The organism is Stenotrophomonas bentonitica (assembly GCF_013185915.1).
Lineage (GTDB): Bacteria > Pseudomonadota > Gammaproteobacteria > Xanthomonadales > Xanthomonadaceae > Stenotrophomonas > Stenotrophomonas bentonitica.
Window position 1 is genome coordinate 1084870 of record NZ_JAAZUH010000001.1, and the last position, 14983, is coordinate 1099852.

Here is a 14983-nt window from a genome sequence, read left to right on the forward strand (position 1 = left end):
CTTAGACGCCCTTCTGGATCACGCCGTAGAACACCATCAACGCCGTCACAGCAATCCACGCGATGGTGAGCGGGATGAAGACCTTCCAGCCCAGACGCATGATCTGGTCATAACGGAAGCGCGGGAAGCTGGCACGGAACCAGATGTAGGCGCTGGCGAAGAAGAACACCTTCAGCAGCAGCCACGGGGCGCCGCCCTTCCAGATCCAGTCGATCCACGGCGAGATGTCCGCCGTGATCCAGCCCTGGAACGGGCTCAGCCAGCCGCCGAGGAAGAAGATCGAGATCAGGAAGCTGATCAGGATCATGTTGGCGTATTCGGCCAGGAAGAACAGCGCGAACGCTCCACCGGAGTACTCGACCATGTGGCCGGCGACGATTTCCGATTCGCCTTCCACCACGTCGAACGGCGCGCGGTTGGTTTCGGCCACGCCGGACACCCAGTACACGACGAACAGCGGGAACAGCGGGATCAGGAACCAGTCGAAGAAGCCGGAGTTGCCGGCCTGCGCCATCACGATGCTGCTCAGGTTCAGGCTGCCCGCCGCGATCATCACGCCGACCAGGGCGAAGCCCATGGCGATTTCGTAGCTGATCATCTGCGCCGAGGCGCGCATGGCACCGAGGAACGCGTACTTGGAGTTGGATGCCCAACCGGCCAGGATGATGCCGTACACGCCCAGCGAGGTCATCGCCAGCAGGTACAGCAGGCCGGCGTTGGCATTGGACAGCACCAGCTGCGCGTCGAACGGCACCACCGACCAGGCCGCGAAGGCCGGTGCCAGGGTGATCAGCGGCGCCAGCACGAACATCGCCTTGTGCGAGCTCGCCGGCTGGATGATCTCCTTGAACAGCAGCTTGAAGACGTCGGCGAAGGCCTGGAAGATGCCCATGCCCACGTACATCGGGCCGTGGCGGACGTGCATCCAGCCGATCAGCTTGCGTTCCCAGACCACGAAGAAGGCCACCGCGATGATCACCGGCATGGCGATCACCAGGATCTTCAGCACGATCCACAGCAGCGCGCCGATTTCACCCAGGCCCAGCAGCCACTGGTGAAGCGGGTCGACCGCGTTAATCAGCAACTCGTTCATGCAGCCACCACCGTTACGCGTGCGGCACCCAGCGGTGCGGTTGCACCGTGGCCCGATTCAATCCAGACCGAACCCGCGGCGACGCGGGCGTCGACCACCACCGGCAGGGTGGCCTTGCCGGCATCGGTGCCGACCTTGGCCATCTGCCCTTCGACCAGCTGCAGGCGGGCGGCGTCATCGCTGTTGAGCACGATGCGCGGCGCGACGTTGAGCGGGTGCGACTGCAGCGCCTGGGCGCGACGGACCACCGCGTCGGTGCGGTAGATCGCAGCGGTGGACGCCACTTCCAGGCCTTCGCCGGCCACCGGCGTTGCCGCCGAAGTGGAGACGTTGACGGACACCGGGGCCAGGCTGGCACGCAGGCCGGCCAGGTCGGTGAATTCGAAACCGGCCAGGGCCAGCTCGCCACCCAGCGCACGCAGCACGCGCCAGCCTTCACGGGCTTCGCCCGGCAGCTTGCCGCCGGCACGTGCCGACTGCTCGCGACCGTCAAGGTTGGTCAGGGTGGCGTCGATTTCCGGCAGCGCACCGATCGGCAGGATCACGTCGGCCACGTCGCGGGTCGAGGCGCAGGCGAACTGGCTGAAGGCCACCACCTGCGCACCAGCCAGCGCCTTGCGGGCGGCGGCAGTGTCGGCGAAGTCCAGGCCCGGCTCGATGCCGTACAGGGCATAGGCCTTGCGCGGCTGGGCCAGCATGGCGTTGACGTCCTTGCCGGCCGGCAGCACGCCGGCGCGGGACAGGCCCACGGCATTGGCGCCCTGCGGAATGCGGCACAGCTTGGCACCGGTTGCAGCAGCGAAATCACGCGCGGCGGCGCGGATCGCGGCGGCCTGCGGGTGGTTTTCGGCGATGCCACCGACGATCAGCACGGCGTTGCCGGTGACCGCCTGGCGCAGCTCGGCGTTGCCGAGTGCGTCGACGAACTTCGACGGTGCCACGATCTGCTTGCCGGCCAGCTTGAACGCGAAGTCGAAGTCGACCGGGTTGATCGCGTGGATCTTCGCGTTGCGGGTGGTCTGCGCCTTGCGCAGGCGGGCGTGCAGCAGCGGCAGTTCGTGCCGGATGTTGCTGCCCAGCACCACGATGGTGTCGGCCGCTTCGATCTCGGCCAGCGACAGGCCGAACACTTTGGCCGTCGCGGCGTCGGAGAAATCGCGGTTCTGGATGCGGTGGTCGATGTTGCCGGTGCCCAGGCCGGAAGCAAGACGGGCCAGCAGTGCGCCCTCCTCGTTCGAGGCCGACGGGTGCACCAGCACGCCGAGGTCGTCACCCTTGTTGGCAGCCAGGATGTCCTTGGCGGCGGCCAGGCCTTCGGCCCAGCTCACTTCCTGCCATTCGCCATTGACCTTGCGCAGCGGCTTGACCGCGCGGTCGGCGCTGTACAGACCCTGGTGCGAATAACGGTCGCGGTCGGACAGCCAGCATTCGTTGACCAGCTCGTTGTCGCGCGGCACCGAGCGCAGCACTTCGCCGCGGCGCACGTGCAGGAACAGGTTCGAGCCCATCGCGTCGTGGTAACCCAGCGACTCGCGTGCGGTCAGTTCCCACGGACGGGCGCGGAACTGGAACACCTTGTTGGTCAGCGCGCCGACCGGGCACACGTCGACCACGTTGCCCGAGAGCTCGGTGGTCAGCGGCTTGCCGTCGTAGGTGCCGATCTGCAGGTTTTCACCGCGGTACATGCCACCCAGTTCATAGGTACCGGCGACGTCGGCGGTGAAGCGGACGCAGCGGGTGCACTGGATGCAGCGGGTCATTTCGGTGGCGACCAGCGGACCGATGTCCTCGTCGGGCACCACGCGCTTGCGCTCGTTGAAGCGGCTCACCGAACGGCCGTAGCCGAGCGAGACGTCCTGCAGTTCGCATTCGCCGCCCTGGTCGCAGATCGGGCAGTCCAGCGGATGGTTGATGAGCAGGAACTCCATCACCGAACGCTGGAACTTGAGTGCCTTCTCGCTGCGGGTGGCGACCTTCATGCCGTCCATCACCGGAGTGGCGCAGGCCGGCGCCGGCTTGGGCGACTTTTCAACGTCGACCAGGCACATGCGGCAGTTGGCCGCGATCGGCAGCTTCTCGTGGTAGCAGAAGCGCGGGATCGGAATGCCGGCCTTGTCGGCGGCCTGGATGATCATCGAGCCCTTGGGCACGACCAGGGACTGGCCGTCGATCTCGACGGTCACATGCCCTTCCGGCACGATCGCCGGGGTGCCACCAGGGTTGTTGGGTTGCGCGCTCATGCGGCGGCTGCCTCCACCTTCTTGCCGTCGACCATCGAATGACCGTTGACGATGTAGTACTCGAATTCGTCCCAGAACTGGCGCAGGAAGCCCTGGATGGGCCATGCCGCCGCTTCACCGAACGCACAGATGGTGTGGCCTTCGATCTGGCCGGCCACCGCCTTCAACTGGTGCAGGTCTTCCATGGTCGCCTTGCCGGCGACGATGCGCTCGAGCACGCGGTGCATCCAGCCGGTGCCTTCACGGCACGGGGTGCACTGGCCACAGGATTCCTTGTGGAAGAACTGCGAGATGCGGCAGGCGAACTTGACGCAGCAGACGCTGTCGTCCAGCACCACGATGGCACCCGACCCCAGGCCGGTGCCCAGGGCACGCAGGGTGTCGTAGTCCATCTGCAGGCCCTTGAGTTCTTCGGCCTTCAGCACCGGCATCGAGACGCCGCCCGGCACCGCGCCCTTCAGGGTGCGACCCGGCTTCAGGCCGCCGGCCATTTCCAGCAGCTCGTCGAAAGTGGTGCCCAGCGGCACTTCGAAGTTGCCGCCCTGCTGCACGCAGCCGGAGACCGAGAAGATCTTCGGACCGCCGTTCTTGGTCAGGCTCAGGCCCTGGAACCACTCCGGACCATTGCGGATGATCGCCGGCACCGAGGCATAGGTCTCGGTGTTGTTGATCGTCGACGGCTTGCCGTACAGGCCGAAGTTGGCCGGGAACGGCGGCTTGTAGCGCGGCTGGCCCTTCTTGCCTTCCAGCGACTCCATCAGCGCGGTTTCTTCGCCGCAGATGTAGGCGCCGGCGCCCAGCGCGCCATAGATGTCGATGTCCACGCCGCTGCCAAGGATGTCCTTGCCCAGCCAGCCGTTCGCGTACGCGTCGGCCAGGGCCTGTTCGAAGTTCTCGAACGGCTCGTGGTGGAATTCACCGCGCAGGTAGTTGTAGCCCACGGTGCTGCCGGTGGCGTAGCAGGCGATCGCCATGCCTTCCACCACCGAATGCGGGTTGTAGCGCAGGATGTCGCGGTCCTTGCAGGTGCCCGGCTCGGACTCGTCCGAGTTGCACAGGATGTACTTCTGCATGGTGCCCTTGGGCATGAAGGACCACTTCAGGCCGGTCGGGAAGCCCGCGCCACCACGGCCGCGCAGGTTCGACTGCTTGACCATCTCGATGACCTGCTCCGGCGAGATCTTCTCTTCGAGGATCTTGCGCAGGGCGGCGTAGCCACCGGTCTTGAGGTAGTTTTCGTACGACCACGGGGTGTCGTAATGCAGGGTGGTGTAGACCACCTGGTGCGGCAGCGGTGCGGGACCGACGGGACCGGACGGTGCGTGATGATGTGCCATGTCTTACTCCAACCCGTCCAGCAGCTCGTCGACCTTCTCGACGGTCAGGCGCTCGTGGTAATGGCCATTGATGACCATCATCGGCGCACCGGCGCAACCGGCCAGGCATTCTTCTTCACGCTTGAGGTAGATGCGGCCGTCGGCGGTGGACTGGCCAGTCTTGCAGCCGAGCTTCTTCTCGGCGTGCGCGACCAGGTCCTCGGCGCCGTTCAACCAGCAGCTGATGTTGGTGCAGAAGGCCACGTTGTGGCGGCCGACCTTCTCCAGCTCGAACATCGAGTAGAAGCTGGCAACCTCGTAGGCCCACACCGGCGGCAGGTCCAGGTACTTGGCGACGCCGGCGATCAGCTCGTCGGTCAGCCAGCCGGCATTCTGCTCCTGGGCAGCGTGCAGGCCCTGCAGCACCGCCGAACGCTTGCGGTCCGGCGGGAACTTGGACAGCCAGTGATCGATGTGTGCGCGCGTCTTGTCGCTCAACACCACCATCGGGTCGACGTCGCGCGCCGCCTCGAAATTACCCGTCGCCTTCATCGGCCGACCCCTGCAAATACCAGAATATTGGGAACCAGAACCTGCAGCGCCGGCATCGGCCGGCGGGTGTCAGGCATCGTGCATGCGCTTGCCATTACCGGTCCACCTCACCGAACACCAGGTCGTAGGTGCCGATCATGGCCACCACGTCGGCGAGCATGTGCCCGCGCACGACCGAGTCGATCGAGGACAGATGGGCGAAGCCCGGCGCGCGCAGGTGCACGCGGAACGGCTTGTTGGCGCCATCGGACATCAGGTAGCAGCCGAACTCGCCCTTGGGCGCTTCGACCGCGGCATAGGTTTCGCCGGCCGGGACGCAGTAGCCTTCACTGAACAGCTTGAAGTGATGGATCAGCGCTTCCATGTCGTCCTTCATGTCCTCGCGGCTGGGCGGCGCGACCTTGAAGTTCTTGACCATGACCGGGCCGGGGTTGGCACGCAGCCAGTCCACGCACTGCTTGATGATGCGGTTGGATTCGCGCATCTCGGCAACGCGGACCAGGTAACGGTCGTAGCAGTCGCCTTCCTTGCCGAGCGGGATGTCGAAATCGACGGCGTCGTACTTGGCGTACGGCTGCTTCTTGCGCAGGTCCCAGGCAATGCCCGAGCCGCGCAGCATCACGCCGGTCATGCCCCAGGCATGCGCCAGTTCCGGGCTGACCACGCCGATGCCGACCGTACGCTGCTTCCAGATACGGTTGTCGGTGAGCAGGGTTTCGTACTCGTCGACGCGCGACGGGAACTCCTTGGTGAAGTTCTCCAGGAAGTCCAGCAGCGAACCTTCGCGCGAGGCGTTGAGGTTCTTCAGGGCCTTGCCCTTGTGCCAGCGCGATTCCTTGTACTTCGGCATCTGGTCCGGCAGGTCGCGGTACACGCCGCCCGGACGGTAGTACGCCGCGTGCATGCGCGCGCCGCTGACCGCTTCGTAGCAGTCCATCAGCTCTTCGCGCTCGCGGAAGGCGTACAGCATCACCGCCATCGCGCCCAGGTCGAGCGCGTTGGAACCCAGCCACATCAGGTGGTTCAGGATGCGGGTGATTTCGTCGAACATGGTGCGGATGTACTGGGCACGCTCGGGCGCTTCGATCCCCATCAGGGTTTCGATGGCGCGCACGTAGGCGTGCTCGTTGCACATCATGGACACGTAATCCAGGCGGTCCATGTAACCGATGGACTGGTTGAACGGCTTGGATTCGGCCAGCTTTTCGGTGCCACGGTGCAGCAACCCGACGTGCGGGTCGGCACGCATGATGGTTTCGCCGTCCATTTCCAGGATCAGGCGCAGCACACCGTGCGCGGCCGGATGCTGGGGACCGAAGTTCATCGTGTAGTTGCGGATTTCCTGGCGCAGTTCGGCCGGGTTGCTCGCAAAGGCCTGGTGGGCTTGCTTGAACTCACTCACTTGCTTGCCTCCGACTGCGCGGTTTCGCCGGCAGCGGTCTGGAAACGGGCGTCGTCACGGTTCACGCGCGGCACGCCGACACGCGGCTCCACCGAGGTGACCGGTTCGTACACGACGCGCTTCTTTTCTTCGTCGTAGCGGACTTCGACATTGCCGATCAGCGGGAAGTCCTTGCGGAACGGATGCCCCACGAAACCGTAGTCGGTCAGGATGCGGCGCAGGTCCGGGTGGCCTTCGAAGATCACGCCGAACAGGTCGAACGCTTCACGCTCGAACCAGTTCAGGCCCGGCCACACGCTGGTCAGCGAGGCGACCACCGGCAGCTCCTCGTTCGGCGCGAAGCAGCGGATGCGCATGGTGAGGTTGTGCTGGTAGGAACGCAGCTGCGCGACCACGGCATAACGCTGCAGGGGAACCGGCTGCGGCTGGGCGCCTTCCGGGGTTTCGCGGGTGGGGAACTCGCCCCACGCGAAACGGCCGGCGCCCTTGCCTTCCACGCCACGGCTGAAACCGTGCGAAGAGACGTCGGCGGTGTCCCACTCGTCGCTGCCATAGCCGAGGTAGTCAACGCCGCACAGGTCGACGGACTGCTCGAAACCGAATTCGTCGCGCAGCGCCAGAGCAGTGGCATGCCAGTCGGCAGCGGGCACTTCCAGCGTCACTTCGCCGCGGGGTTCGACCACGAAGACCTGCGCACCTGCGAAACGTGCGGAAAGTCGGTCGATGAAGGATGCTTGCTCTGCCATGGGGGCTTGGCGCGCTCTTGTCAGGAGGAATGTCAGCGGGCGATGGTCTGCGTACGCCAGATCTTCTTCTGCAGCTGCAGGATCCCGTACACCAACGCTTCGGCGGTAGGCGGACAGCCGGGGACGTACACGTCCACCGGCACCACGCGGTCGCAACCACGCACCACTGCATAGGAGTAGTGGTAGTAGCCGCCACCGTTGGCGCAGCTGCCCATGGAGATGACCCACTTCGGGTCCGGCATCTGGTCGTAGACCTTGCGCAGCGCCGGGGCCATCTTGTTGACCAGGGTGCCGGCCACGATCATCACGTCGGACTGACGCGGCGACGGGCGGAACACCACGCCGTAGCGGTCAAGGTCCAGGCGCGCGGCGCCGGCATGCATCATTTCAACCGCGCAGCAGGCCAGACCGAAGGTCATGGGCCACATCGAGCCGGTACGTGCCCAGTTCAACAGCGCGTCGACGCTGGTGGTCACATAGCCCTTCTCGAGCAGCGGGTTGTCGCCTTCGGGGCGCAGGATGTCGTCGACCCGCCCTTCCGGGACCGGGTTGTTCATCAGGCCATCGAGAGTCTGAATTACTCCCATTCCAGCGCTCCCTTCTTCCAGACGTAAATGAAACCGAGGAAAAGCATGCCCACGAACAGGCCCATCGTGACCAGCGAACGTGCGCCCAGCTCCATGAAGACCTGGGTCCACGGCACGATGAAGATGATTTCCAAGTCAAATACGATGAACTGGATGGCGATCAGGTAGTAGCGCACATCGAACTTCATGCGCGCGTCCTCGAAAGCCTCGAAGCCGCATTCGTACGGCGAGAGCTTTTTCAGATCTGGACGCCGGGGACCGAGGAACCGACCGACCAGCATCAGCGCAACGCCGATACCGGTGGCAACAATCAGAAACAGCAGAGACGGCAAATATTCGGCCAGCACAGCGATTCTCTCTTGCCTCTGCCGCCACGCCTGCAGGCGTCTTGGCATGGGGGAGTGGACGGAAAACGTTGCTGGCGCTTTGCGCGCCAGACGAACCCGCTTACAAACAAAATGGTGCCCAAGAGGGGACTCGAACCCCTACGACCTAAGTCGCTACCACCTCAAGGTAGTGCGTCTACCAATTCCGCCACCTGGGCATTGCATTACGTATCGCGCTGGGCGTGATTCCTGGCGGACTCCCCCAACGCGCCGCATATTGTAACCGTCTTCAGGGAGTCTGGGAGCCTTCCGAAGGCTTTTCTTCACCCGATTTCGGCGTTTCCGCCTGAGCCGGCACAGTAGCCTGCGGAACCGGCTGCGGCGCAGCGGCTTCCGGGGCCTTCGGCACGGCCGGCAGCTCACCGGCAGGGACCGCCGGCGCGGCAGGCGCGACCGGGGCCGACATCACGCCGAGGTCCTGCTGGACCGCCGGGCGGGCGCCATGGCTGGCGTACCAGGCCATGAAGAGGCTGATGCCGAAGAACACCACGGCCAGCCACTTGGTCGACTTGGACAGGAAGTTGGACGCGCCGCGCGCGCCGAACACCGTGCCCGAGGCACCGGCGCCGAACCCCGACCCTGCGGCCGCACCGGAACCACGCTGCATCAGGATGAGCGCGATCATGGCCACTGCCACCAGCACGTAGACCACATTGAGGATCAACATCAGCATTTCGAATCCGTCCTCGGACAATTCTTGTCTTGTTAGTGCCCGGCCGCCGCATGGGCGATGGCCAGGAAATCCGCGGCCACCAACGAGGCGCCGCCTACCAGCCCACCATCGACATCGGGCTGTGCGAACAGCTCCCCCGCGTTGTCGGGCTTCACGCTGCCGCCGTACAGGATCGGCAACGAATCGGCGATTCTAGCATCCCGCTTGGCCACTTCGCCACGGATGAACGCATGGACCTGCTGGGCCTGCTCCTTGCTGGCGGTGCGACCGGTGCCGATCGCCCAGACCGGTTCGTAGGCGACCACGGCGTGCTGGAAGCCCTCTGGCCCGACCAGGTCGAGCACCGGGGTCAGCTGGCTGGCGATGACCTGCTCGGTCTGGCCGGCTTCACGCTGCTCCAGGGTTTCGCCCACGCACAGCACCGGGACCAGCCCGGCATGCACGGCGGCAGCGAACTTGCGCGCGACCAGCTCACTGGTCTCGTTGTGGTACTGGCGGCGCTCGGAATGGCCGACCAGGCCGTAGCGGGCGCCGACGTCGGCCAGCATGGCCGCGCACACCTCACCGGTGTAGGCGCCCTTTTCATTGGAGCTGACGTCCTGCGAGCCGAAAGCGACAGCGCGACCCTCGAAGGCCTCCACCAGCTCGCCCAGGTACGGCAGCGGCGGCAGGATCACCACGTCCACGCCCTCCTTGGGCAGGTCGGCGACGATGTCGCTGACCAGGTCGGTGGCGAATTGGCGGCTGCCGTGCAGCTTCCAGTTACCGGCGACGATCTTGCGGCGCATGGGCGGGCTCCATTTGGGTATCAGCCGGTGATGATACCGGATGTAACGAATCTGCGTTTCAGGAAAACGCTTACATTTCAAATGGATAATGAAAAAGGCCGCCCGGAGGCGGCCTTTGGAGTCGGTTATTTGAGCTTGATCTCGCGCAGGCGTTCTTCCAGGAAGCCGTGGGCGGTGATCGGCTCCGGGTAGCGGCTGGGGTTGTCCGGGGTGATGCAGGTCGGCAGCACGTCGATCAGGAAGTCCGGGTTCGGGTGCAGGAAGAACGGCACCGAGTAGCGCGGCTGGCGCGCCTGCTCGCCCGGGGGATTGACCACGCGGTGGATGGTGGACGGGTACACGTGGTTGGTCAGGCGCTGCAACATGTCGCCGATGTTCACCACGATGGTGTCCGCGTCCGAGGTGAATGGCACCCACTTGCCCTCGTGCGACTGCACTTCCAGGCCGGCGGCGCTGGCACCGACCAGCAGCGTGATGAAGTTGATGTCGCCATGCGCGCCGGCGCGGACGTTGGGAATGTCGTCGGCGGTGATCGGCGGGTAGTGGATCGGGCGCAGGATCGAGTTGCCGTTGTTGGTCTTGTCGGCGAAGAAGTCGATCGGCAGGCCGATGTGCAGCGCCAGCGCCGAGAGCACACGCGAGCCCAGCTGGTCCAGCGCCTGGAACAGACCGTAGCCCTTCTCGCGGAAGCCCGGTACTTCGGTCGGCCACAGGTTCGGCGCCATCACGTCACGGTACTTGGAGTCGTCCGGGATCTCGCGGCCAATGTGCCAGAACTCCTTCAGGTCGAAGTGCTTGGAGCCCTTCGCGGTTTCCACGCCGAACGGGGTGTAGCCGCGCGCGCCGCCGGTGCCCGGCAGGTGGTACTGCAGCTTGGTGGCTTCGGGCAGCGCGAAGAAAGCCTTGAAGACCTCGTACGCACCGTCGATGTCCGCCTGCGGGATGCCGTGGTTGCGGATGCCCGCAAAACCCCATTCACGGTAGGCCGCCCCAAGCTCGGCGACGAACGCGTCGCGGTCACTGTCGAAACGGGTGATGTCGAGGGTGGGGATCTGGCTCACTGCGGTTCCTGGCTGGTTCGGGGTGGAGGTAGGCCACGGCTGTGGCCCGGCTGAACATTGTGCCAGATCAGAGGATATGCACTGACGATACATTGATACAAACCGATACAATGCGCCGGCCCGCGGCCTCGACGCCGCAGGGAGGCCAAGGACGCCGCCGCCGCCACGTCTTCCGACCCACTCTTCTTCGTGCCTGATCCTGCATGGACGTATCGCGTTCCCCTGCCCTTCTGCCCGCACCGTCGCGCTGGACGCGCCTGGCGTGGCTGACCCTGTTCACCGCCATCAATTCCTGCGTGGCCATCGTCATCGCACTGGGCAATACCCCGCTGGACGACAACCCGGGCGGCGCACTGGGACTGGGCTACCTGGCGCTTGCCCTGCCCGGCCACTTCCTCGCCTTCGGCACGCTGGTGTCGCTGCTGCCGCTTGCGCTGGGCCTGTGGCCGCGCTCGCCGCGGCCGCTGGTGGTCAGCGCGGTGGTCCTCCAGGGCCTGTGGCTGTGCCTGCTGCTGGTGGATGCCAAGGTGTTCGCCCTGTACCGCTTCCATCTCAATGCGATGGTGATGAACATGGTGTTCGGCGGCGCGCTGCAGGACCAGGTGGCGCTGTCCTGGCAAAGCTGGCTGCAATCGCTGGGCGTACTTGCTGCGGTGGCGGCGGCCGAAGTGCTGCTGGCCTGGGCCTGCTGGAAACTGCTGCCCGGAACGGCGCGGCGCCGCCCGGTGCTGCTCGCGTGGGCGGCAGGCCTGGCACTGATGGCCACCGGCCAGGTGGCAACGGCTTATTACGACGCGCTGGGCGAACGCGCGGTCACCGGGCAATGGGCCTATCTGCCCTGGGCGCAGCCGATCACGGCCAAGCGCCAGATGCACCGGCTTGGCGTACGCAGCCTGCCCCAGGCCAACCTGCCCGACCCGCGCCACAGCCAGCTGGACTATCCGCTGGCCCCGCTGCGCTGCCAGAGCCACACCCGCCCCAATGTGCTGGTGGTGGTGCTGGAGTCGCTGCGGCATGACGCACTGGATCCGACCACCATGCCCAACGCGTCGGCGCTGGCGGCGCAGTCGGAGGTGTTCGAGCGCCATTACAGCAGTGGCAACGCCACCCGCTACGGCCTGTTCGGGTTGCTGTACGGTCTGCCCGGCGGCTACTGGGAGAGCATGCTCAGCGAGCAGCGCGGCTCGCTGCTGTTCGACGTGCTGCAGCAGCAGGGCTACGACCTGCACCTGTACGGCAGCGCGCCGCTGTACAGCCCGGAATTCGACCGCACCGTGTTCGCGCAGGTGCGCGACCAACTGCACACCGCGCCCTCGGCACTGCCGGTGGCCGAGCGCGACGCGCATGTCGTCTCTGCACTGGGCAAGGACATCCAGCAGCGTCGTGACGGGCGACCGTGGTTCGGCATGGCCTTCCTGGACAGCACGCACGCGCCGTACCACCTGCCGCAGGGCTACCCGGCGCTGGCCACGCCGATGGCCAGCACCGTGAACTTCCTTGCCTTCGACGAAGACCACGACGCCACGCCGGAGAGAAACCGCTACCGCACCGCCGTGCACTACACAGATGCGCTGCTGGGCCAGCTGCTGGCAATCCTGCGCGAGAGCGGCCAGGCCGACAACACCATCGTGCTGGTCACCGGCGACCACGCCGAAGAGTTCAACGACCTGGGCCTGAACTACTGGGGCCATAACGGCAACTTCTCCGATTATCAGATGCAGGTCCCGTTCGTGCTGCACTGGCCGGGCCGGGCGCCCGCCGCGCACCGCGCCGCCAGCAGCCACGAGGACTGGGTGCCGACGCTGATGCGCCACAGCCTGGGCTGCGAGAACCCGCTGGCCGATTTCAGTACCGGCCAGGACCTGTTCGACAGCGCGCGCAGCGAACGTCCGCTACTGGTGGAAAGCTGGTCGCAGCGCGGCATCCGCGAGGGCGGGCGCACCTACGTATTCGACAAGTTCGGCAATGCCACCACCCTGGATGCGAACTACCTGCCGATGCCGGACCAGGCACCGGATCCAGCCGCCGTGCGCAGTGCCTGGAAGGCGCTGACCCAATTCCGCAAGCAATGACGTTGACTGTCTGGAACCCATGGAACGTTCACGATGAACAAGCCACTCAAGATCCTGCACACGGAAGCCGCCAAGGGATTTGGCGGGCAGGAGATCTACATCTATCGCCACATGCTGGCCATGCGCGATCGCGGCCACGACGTGTCGCTGCTGTGCCAGCCCGGCGCGCGCCTGGGCGAAATGGCCCGCGAGGCCGGCTTCACCGTGCATGCGCTGAAAATGGGCGGCCTGCTGCGGATGCTGCGCGGCATCTGGTCGGTGTCGCGGCTGGTGCGGCGGCACACCTATGACGTGGTCAATACCACCAGCCGCCGAGATGCCCTGATCGCCGCCGCCGGCGCACGCCTGGGCGGTGCACCGCTGGTGGTCCGATCGCGCCACCTGATGAGCCCGGTCAATTCGCTGCTCACCTACACGGGGTTGCCGCACCGGGTGCTGACCGTCAGCAGCTTCGTCAAGCAGTTGCTGGTCCATCGCGGCATCGCCGACGAGCGGATCGGCATCGTGCCGCCGATCGCGGTCCCGCCACAGTGGTCGCAGGCCACCAGCCACGACGCCTGGCAGTGCCTGCAGGACACCCGCGCCGAGGTCCGCCGCGAACTGGGTTTCCGCGACGACCAGGTCGTGGTCGGCTGCGTGGCGGTGCTGGGCGAGGCCAAGGGCCATGCCGACCTGCTGCGCGCGATCGCGCCGCTGTGCCGCCAGCACCCGAACCTGCAACTGGTCATCGTGGGCGACGGCGCGCCGATGATGGAACGGCTGACCGCGCTGCGCGCCGAGCTGGGCATTGCCGAGCAGGTGCACCTGCTCGGCTACCGGCTGGGTGCCTGCCGGCTGATGACCGCCTTCGACATCTTCGCCCTGGCCAGCCACAAGGAAGCGGCTGGGACGGTGTTCCTGGAGGCCGCCTACGTGGGTGTGCCGATCGTCGCCACGCGCGTGGGCGGCGTGCCGGAAATGCTGGTGGAAGGCAGCAATGCCCTGCTCGCTCCGCTCGGCGACCAGGCCGCGTTGACTGCAGCATTGCAGACCCTGGTGGAGCAGCCCGAACGCCGCCGGCAGATGGGCCAGGCCGGCTGGGACTGGATGCGCAGCGCGCATCGCTTCACCCCCACCGGCCATACCGAGGCCACCGAGTACTATTACCACCAGTGGTTGAAGGAACTGGGCCATGGCAAACGCTAGAACCGTACCTGTGCTGATGCACCACCATGTTTCGCCCTCGCCGGGCATGATCACGGTGTCGCCGGAAAACTTCGAGAGCCAGATCGCGTGGCTGGCCGCCAACGGCTGGACCTCGCTGACGCTGGCCCAGTACGCCGACTTCCTGGCCGGCAGGCCGGTGCCGCGCAAATCCATCGTCATCACCTTCGACGACGGCTACCTGGACAACTGGGTGTATGCGCACCCGATCCTGCAGAAGTACGGCATGCATGCGGTGGTGTTCGTGGTCACCGGCTGGATGGGTGAAGGCCCGGTGCGTCCCCACGCCGGCCAGCCCGGCGCGACGCTGCCGGCGACGCCGGACCACCGCGGCTGCGAAGACGCGATCCTGCGCGAGAACCGCCATGACGACGTGATGATGCGCTGGAGCGAAGCGCGCGCGATGATCGAGGCCGGCACGTTCGAGGTGCATTGCCACACCCATACCCACACGCGCTGGATGAAGCAGGACATCAGCCGTGCGCAGAAGCGCGACGGCATCACCCGCGACCTGGAAATGGCGCGCGCGGTGCTGCAGGAACAGCTGGGCGAAGTGTCCGATACCCTGTGCTGGCCGTACGGCGATTTCGACGAGGATTACCTGCCGATCGCACGGGCGCAGGGCTTCCGTTACCTGCACACCACGCACCCGTTCGGGCGCAACGTGGTGGGTGGCGATCCGGAACACATCTATCGGTTTGCCATCCGCAACCGGCCCGCGAGCTGGCTGCGCAAGCGCATCGCGTGGAGTTACCACCCGTTGATCGCGCCGGTGTTCAACCGGTTCAAGGCCAGGCAGAAGAAGATGGCGCCGGGACCGTAACGCACACAAAAAACCCGGCCTTGGCCGGGTTTTTCATATCA

At 65.9% G+C, this 14983-nt stretch carries 14 protein-coding genes and 1 tRNA gene; 3 read left to right on the forward strand and 12 right to left on the reverse strand.

All coding sequences use genetic code 11. From position 1 onward, the window contains the following. Position 1: 1 nt before the first annotated feature. The 12 genes from nuoH to HGB51_RS04905 form a co-directional block, all read right to left on the reverse strand. A complete protein-coding gene (gene nuoH, locus HGB51_RS04850; protein WP_070207229.1) occupies positions 2–1093 on the reverse strand; it encodes an NADH-quinone oxidoreductase subunit NuoH in 1092 nt (363 codons plus the stop codon). Continuing rightward, positions 1090–3333 carry an NADH-quinone oxidoreductase subunit NuoG gene (gene nuoG, locus HGB51_RS04855; protein WP_070207228.1) on the reverse strand — a complete coding sequence of 748 codons (2244 nt, stop codon included), beginning with the start codon at positions 3331–3333 and terminating at the stop codon, positions 1090–1092. The genes nuoH and nuoG overlap by 4 nt, the downstream gene beginning before the upstream one ends. Further along, complete coding sequence (gene nuoF, locus HGB51_RS04860) at positions 3330–4670, reverse strand: NADH-quinone oxidoreductase subunit NuoF (RefSeq protein ID WP_070207227.1); 1341 nt, start codon at positions 4668–4670, stop codon at positions 3330–3332. Before nuoF ends, nuoG begins: the two co-directional genes overlap by 4 nt. A gap of 3 nt (positions 4671–4673) precedes the next feature. Then, positions 4674–5201, reverse strand: a complete 528-nt coding sequence (nuoE, locus tag HGB51_RS04865) for an NADH-quinone oxidoreductase subunit NuoE (RefSeq protein WP_070207226.1) — start codon at positions 5199–5201, stop codon at positions 4674–4676. A gap of 94 nt (positions 5202–5295) precedes the next feature. After that, the gene (locus HGB51_RS04870) at positions 5296–6603 is read right to left on the reverse strand and encodes an NADH-quinone oxidoreductase subunit D (RefSeq protein WP_070207225.1); all 1308 of its coding nucleotides are present in this window, start codon (positions 6601–6603) and stop codon (positions 5296–5298) included. Then, positions 6600–7349, reverse strand: a complete 750-nt coding sequence (locus HGB51_RS04875) for an NADH-quinone oxidoreductase subunit C (protein ID WP_070207224.1) — start codon at positions 7347–7349, stop codon at positions 6600–6602. The genes HGB51_RS04870 and HGB51_RS04875 overlap by 4 nt, the downstream gene beginning before the upstream one ends. A gap of 32 nt (positions 7350–7381) precedes the next feature. Continuing rightward, a complete protein-coding gene (locus tag HGB51_RS04880; RefSeq protein ID WP_017354657.1) occupies positions 7382–7936 on the reverse strand; it encodes a NuoB/complex I 20 kDa subunit family protein in 555 nt (184 codons plus the stop codon). Beyond that, on the reverse strand, positions 7927–8283 hold the full coding sequence (locus tag HGB51_RS04885) for an NADH-quinone oxidoreductase subunit A (RefSeq protein ID WP_026069699.1): 357 nt from the start codon (positions 8281–8283) through the stop codon (positions 7927–7929). Before HGB51_RS04885 ends, HGB51_RS04880 begins: the two co-directional genes overlap by 10 nt. Before the next feature lie 112 nt (positions 8284–8395). Continuing rightward, positions 8396–8480, reverse strand: a tRNA-Leu gene (locus HGB51_RS04890). Between the two features lie 71 nt (positions 8481–8551). Continuing rightward, positions 8552–8995 carry a preprotein translocase subunit SecG gene (gene secG, locus HGB51_RS04895; protein WP_070207238.1) on the reverse strand — a complete coding sequence of 148 codons (444 nt, stop codon included), beginning with the start codon at positions 8993–8995 and terminating at the stop codon, positions 8552–8554. A gap of 32 nt (positions 8996–9027) precedes the next feature. Continuing rightward, positions 9028–9783, reverse strand: coding sequence for a triose-phosphate isomerase (gene tpiA, locus HGB51_RS04900; protein WP_070207223.1), 756 nt, complete (start codon positions 9781–9783; stop codon positions 9028–9030). Between the two features lie 125 nt (positions 9784–9908). Next, on the reverse strand, positions 9909–10844 hold the full coding sequence (locus HGB51_RS04905; RefSeq protein ID WP_070207222.1) for an isopenicillin N synthase family dioxygenase: 936 nt from the start codon (positions 10842–10844) through the stop codon (positions 9909–9911). 203 nt (positions 10845–11047) lie between these two features. Between HGB51_RS04905 and HGB51_RS04910 the strand changes: the two genes are divergently transcribed. The 3 genes from HGB51_RS04910 to HGB51_RS04920 are packed head-to-tail and all read left to right on the forward strand — an operon-like array spanning position 11048 to position 14942. Continuing rightward, on the forward strand, positions 11048–12916 hold the full coding sequence (locus HGB51_RS04910) for a DUF3413 domain-containing protein (RefSeq protein WP_070207221.1): 1869 nt from the start codon (positions 11048–11050) through the stop codon (positions 12914–12916). Between the two features lie 33 nt (positions 12917–12949). Next, on the forward strand, positions 12950–14101 hold the full coding sequence (locus tag HGB51_RS04915; RefSeq protein WP_070207220.1) for a glycosyltransferase family 4 protein: 1152 nt from the start codon (positions 12950–12952) through the stop codon (positions 14099–14101). Beyond that, the gene (locus HGB51_RS04920) at positions 14088–14942 is read left to right on the forward strand and encodes a polysaccharide deacetylase family protein (protein ID WP_070207219.1); all 855 of its coding nucleotides are present in this window, start codon (positions 14088–14090) and stop codon (positions 14940–14942) included. Before HGB51_RS04915 ends, HGB51_RS04920 begins: the two co-directional genes overlap by 14 nt. The last annotated feature ends 41 nt before the right edge of the window (positions 14943–14983 follow it).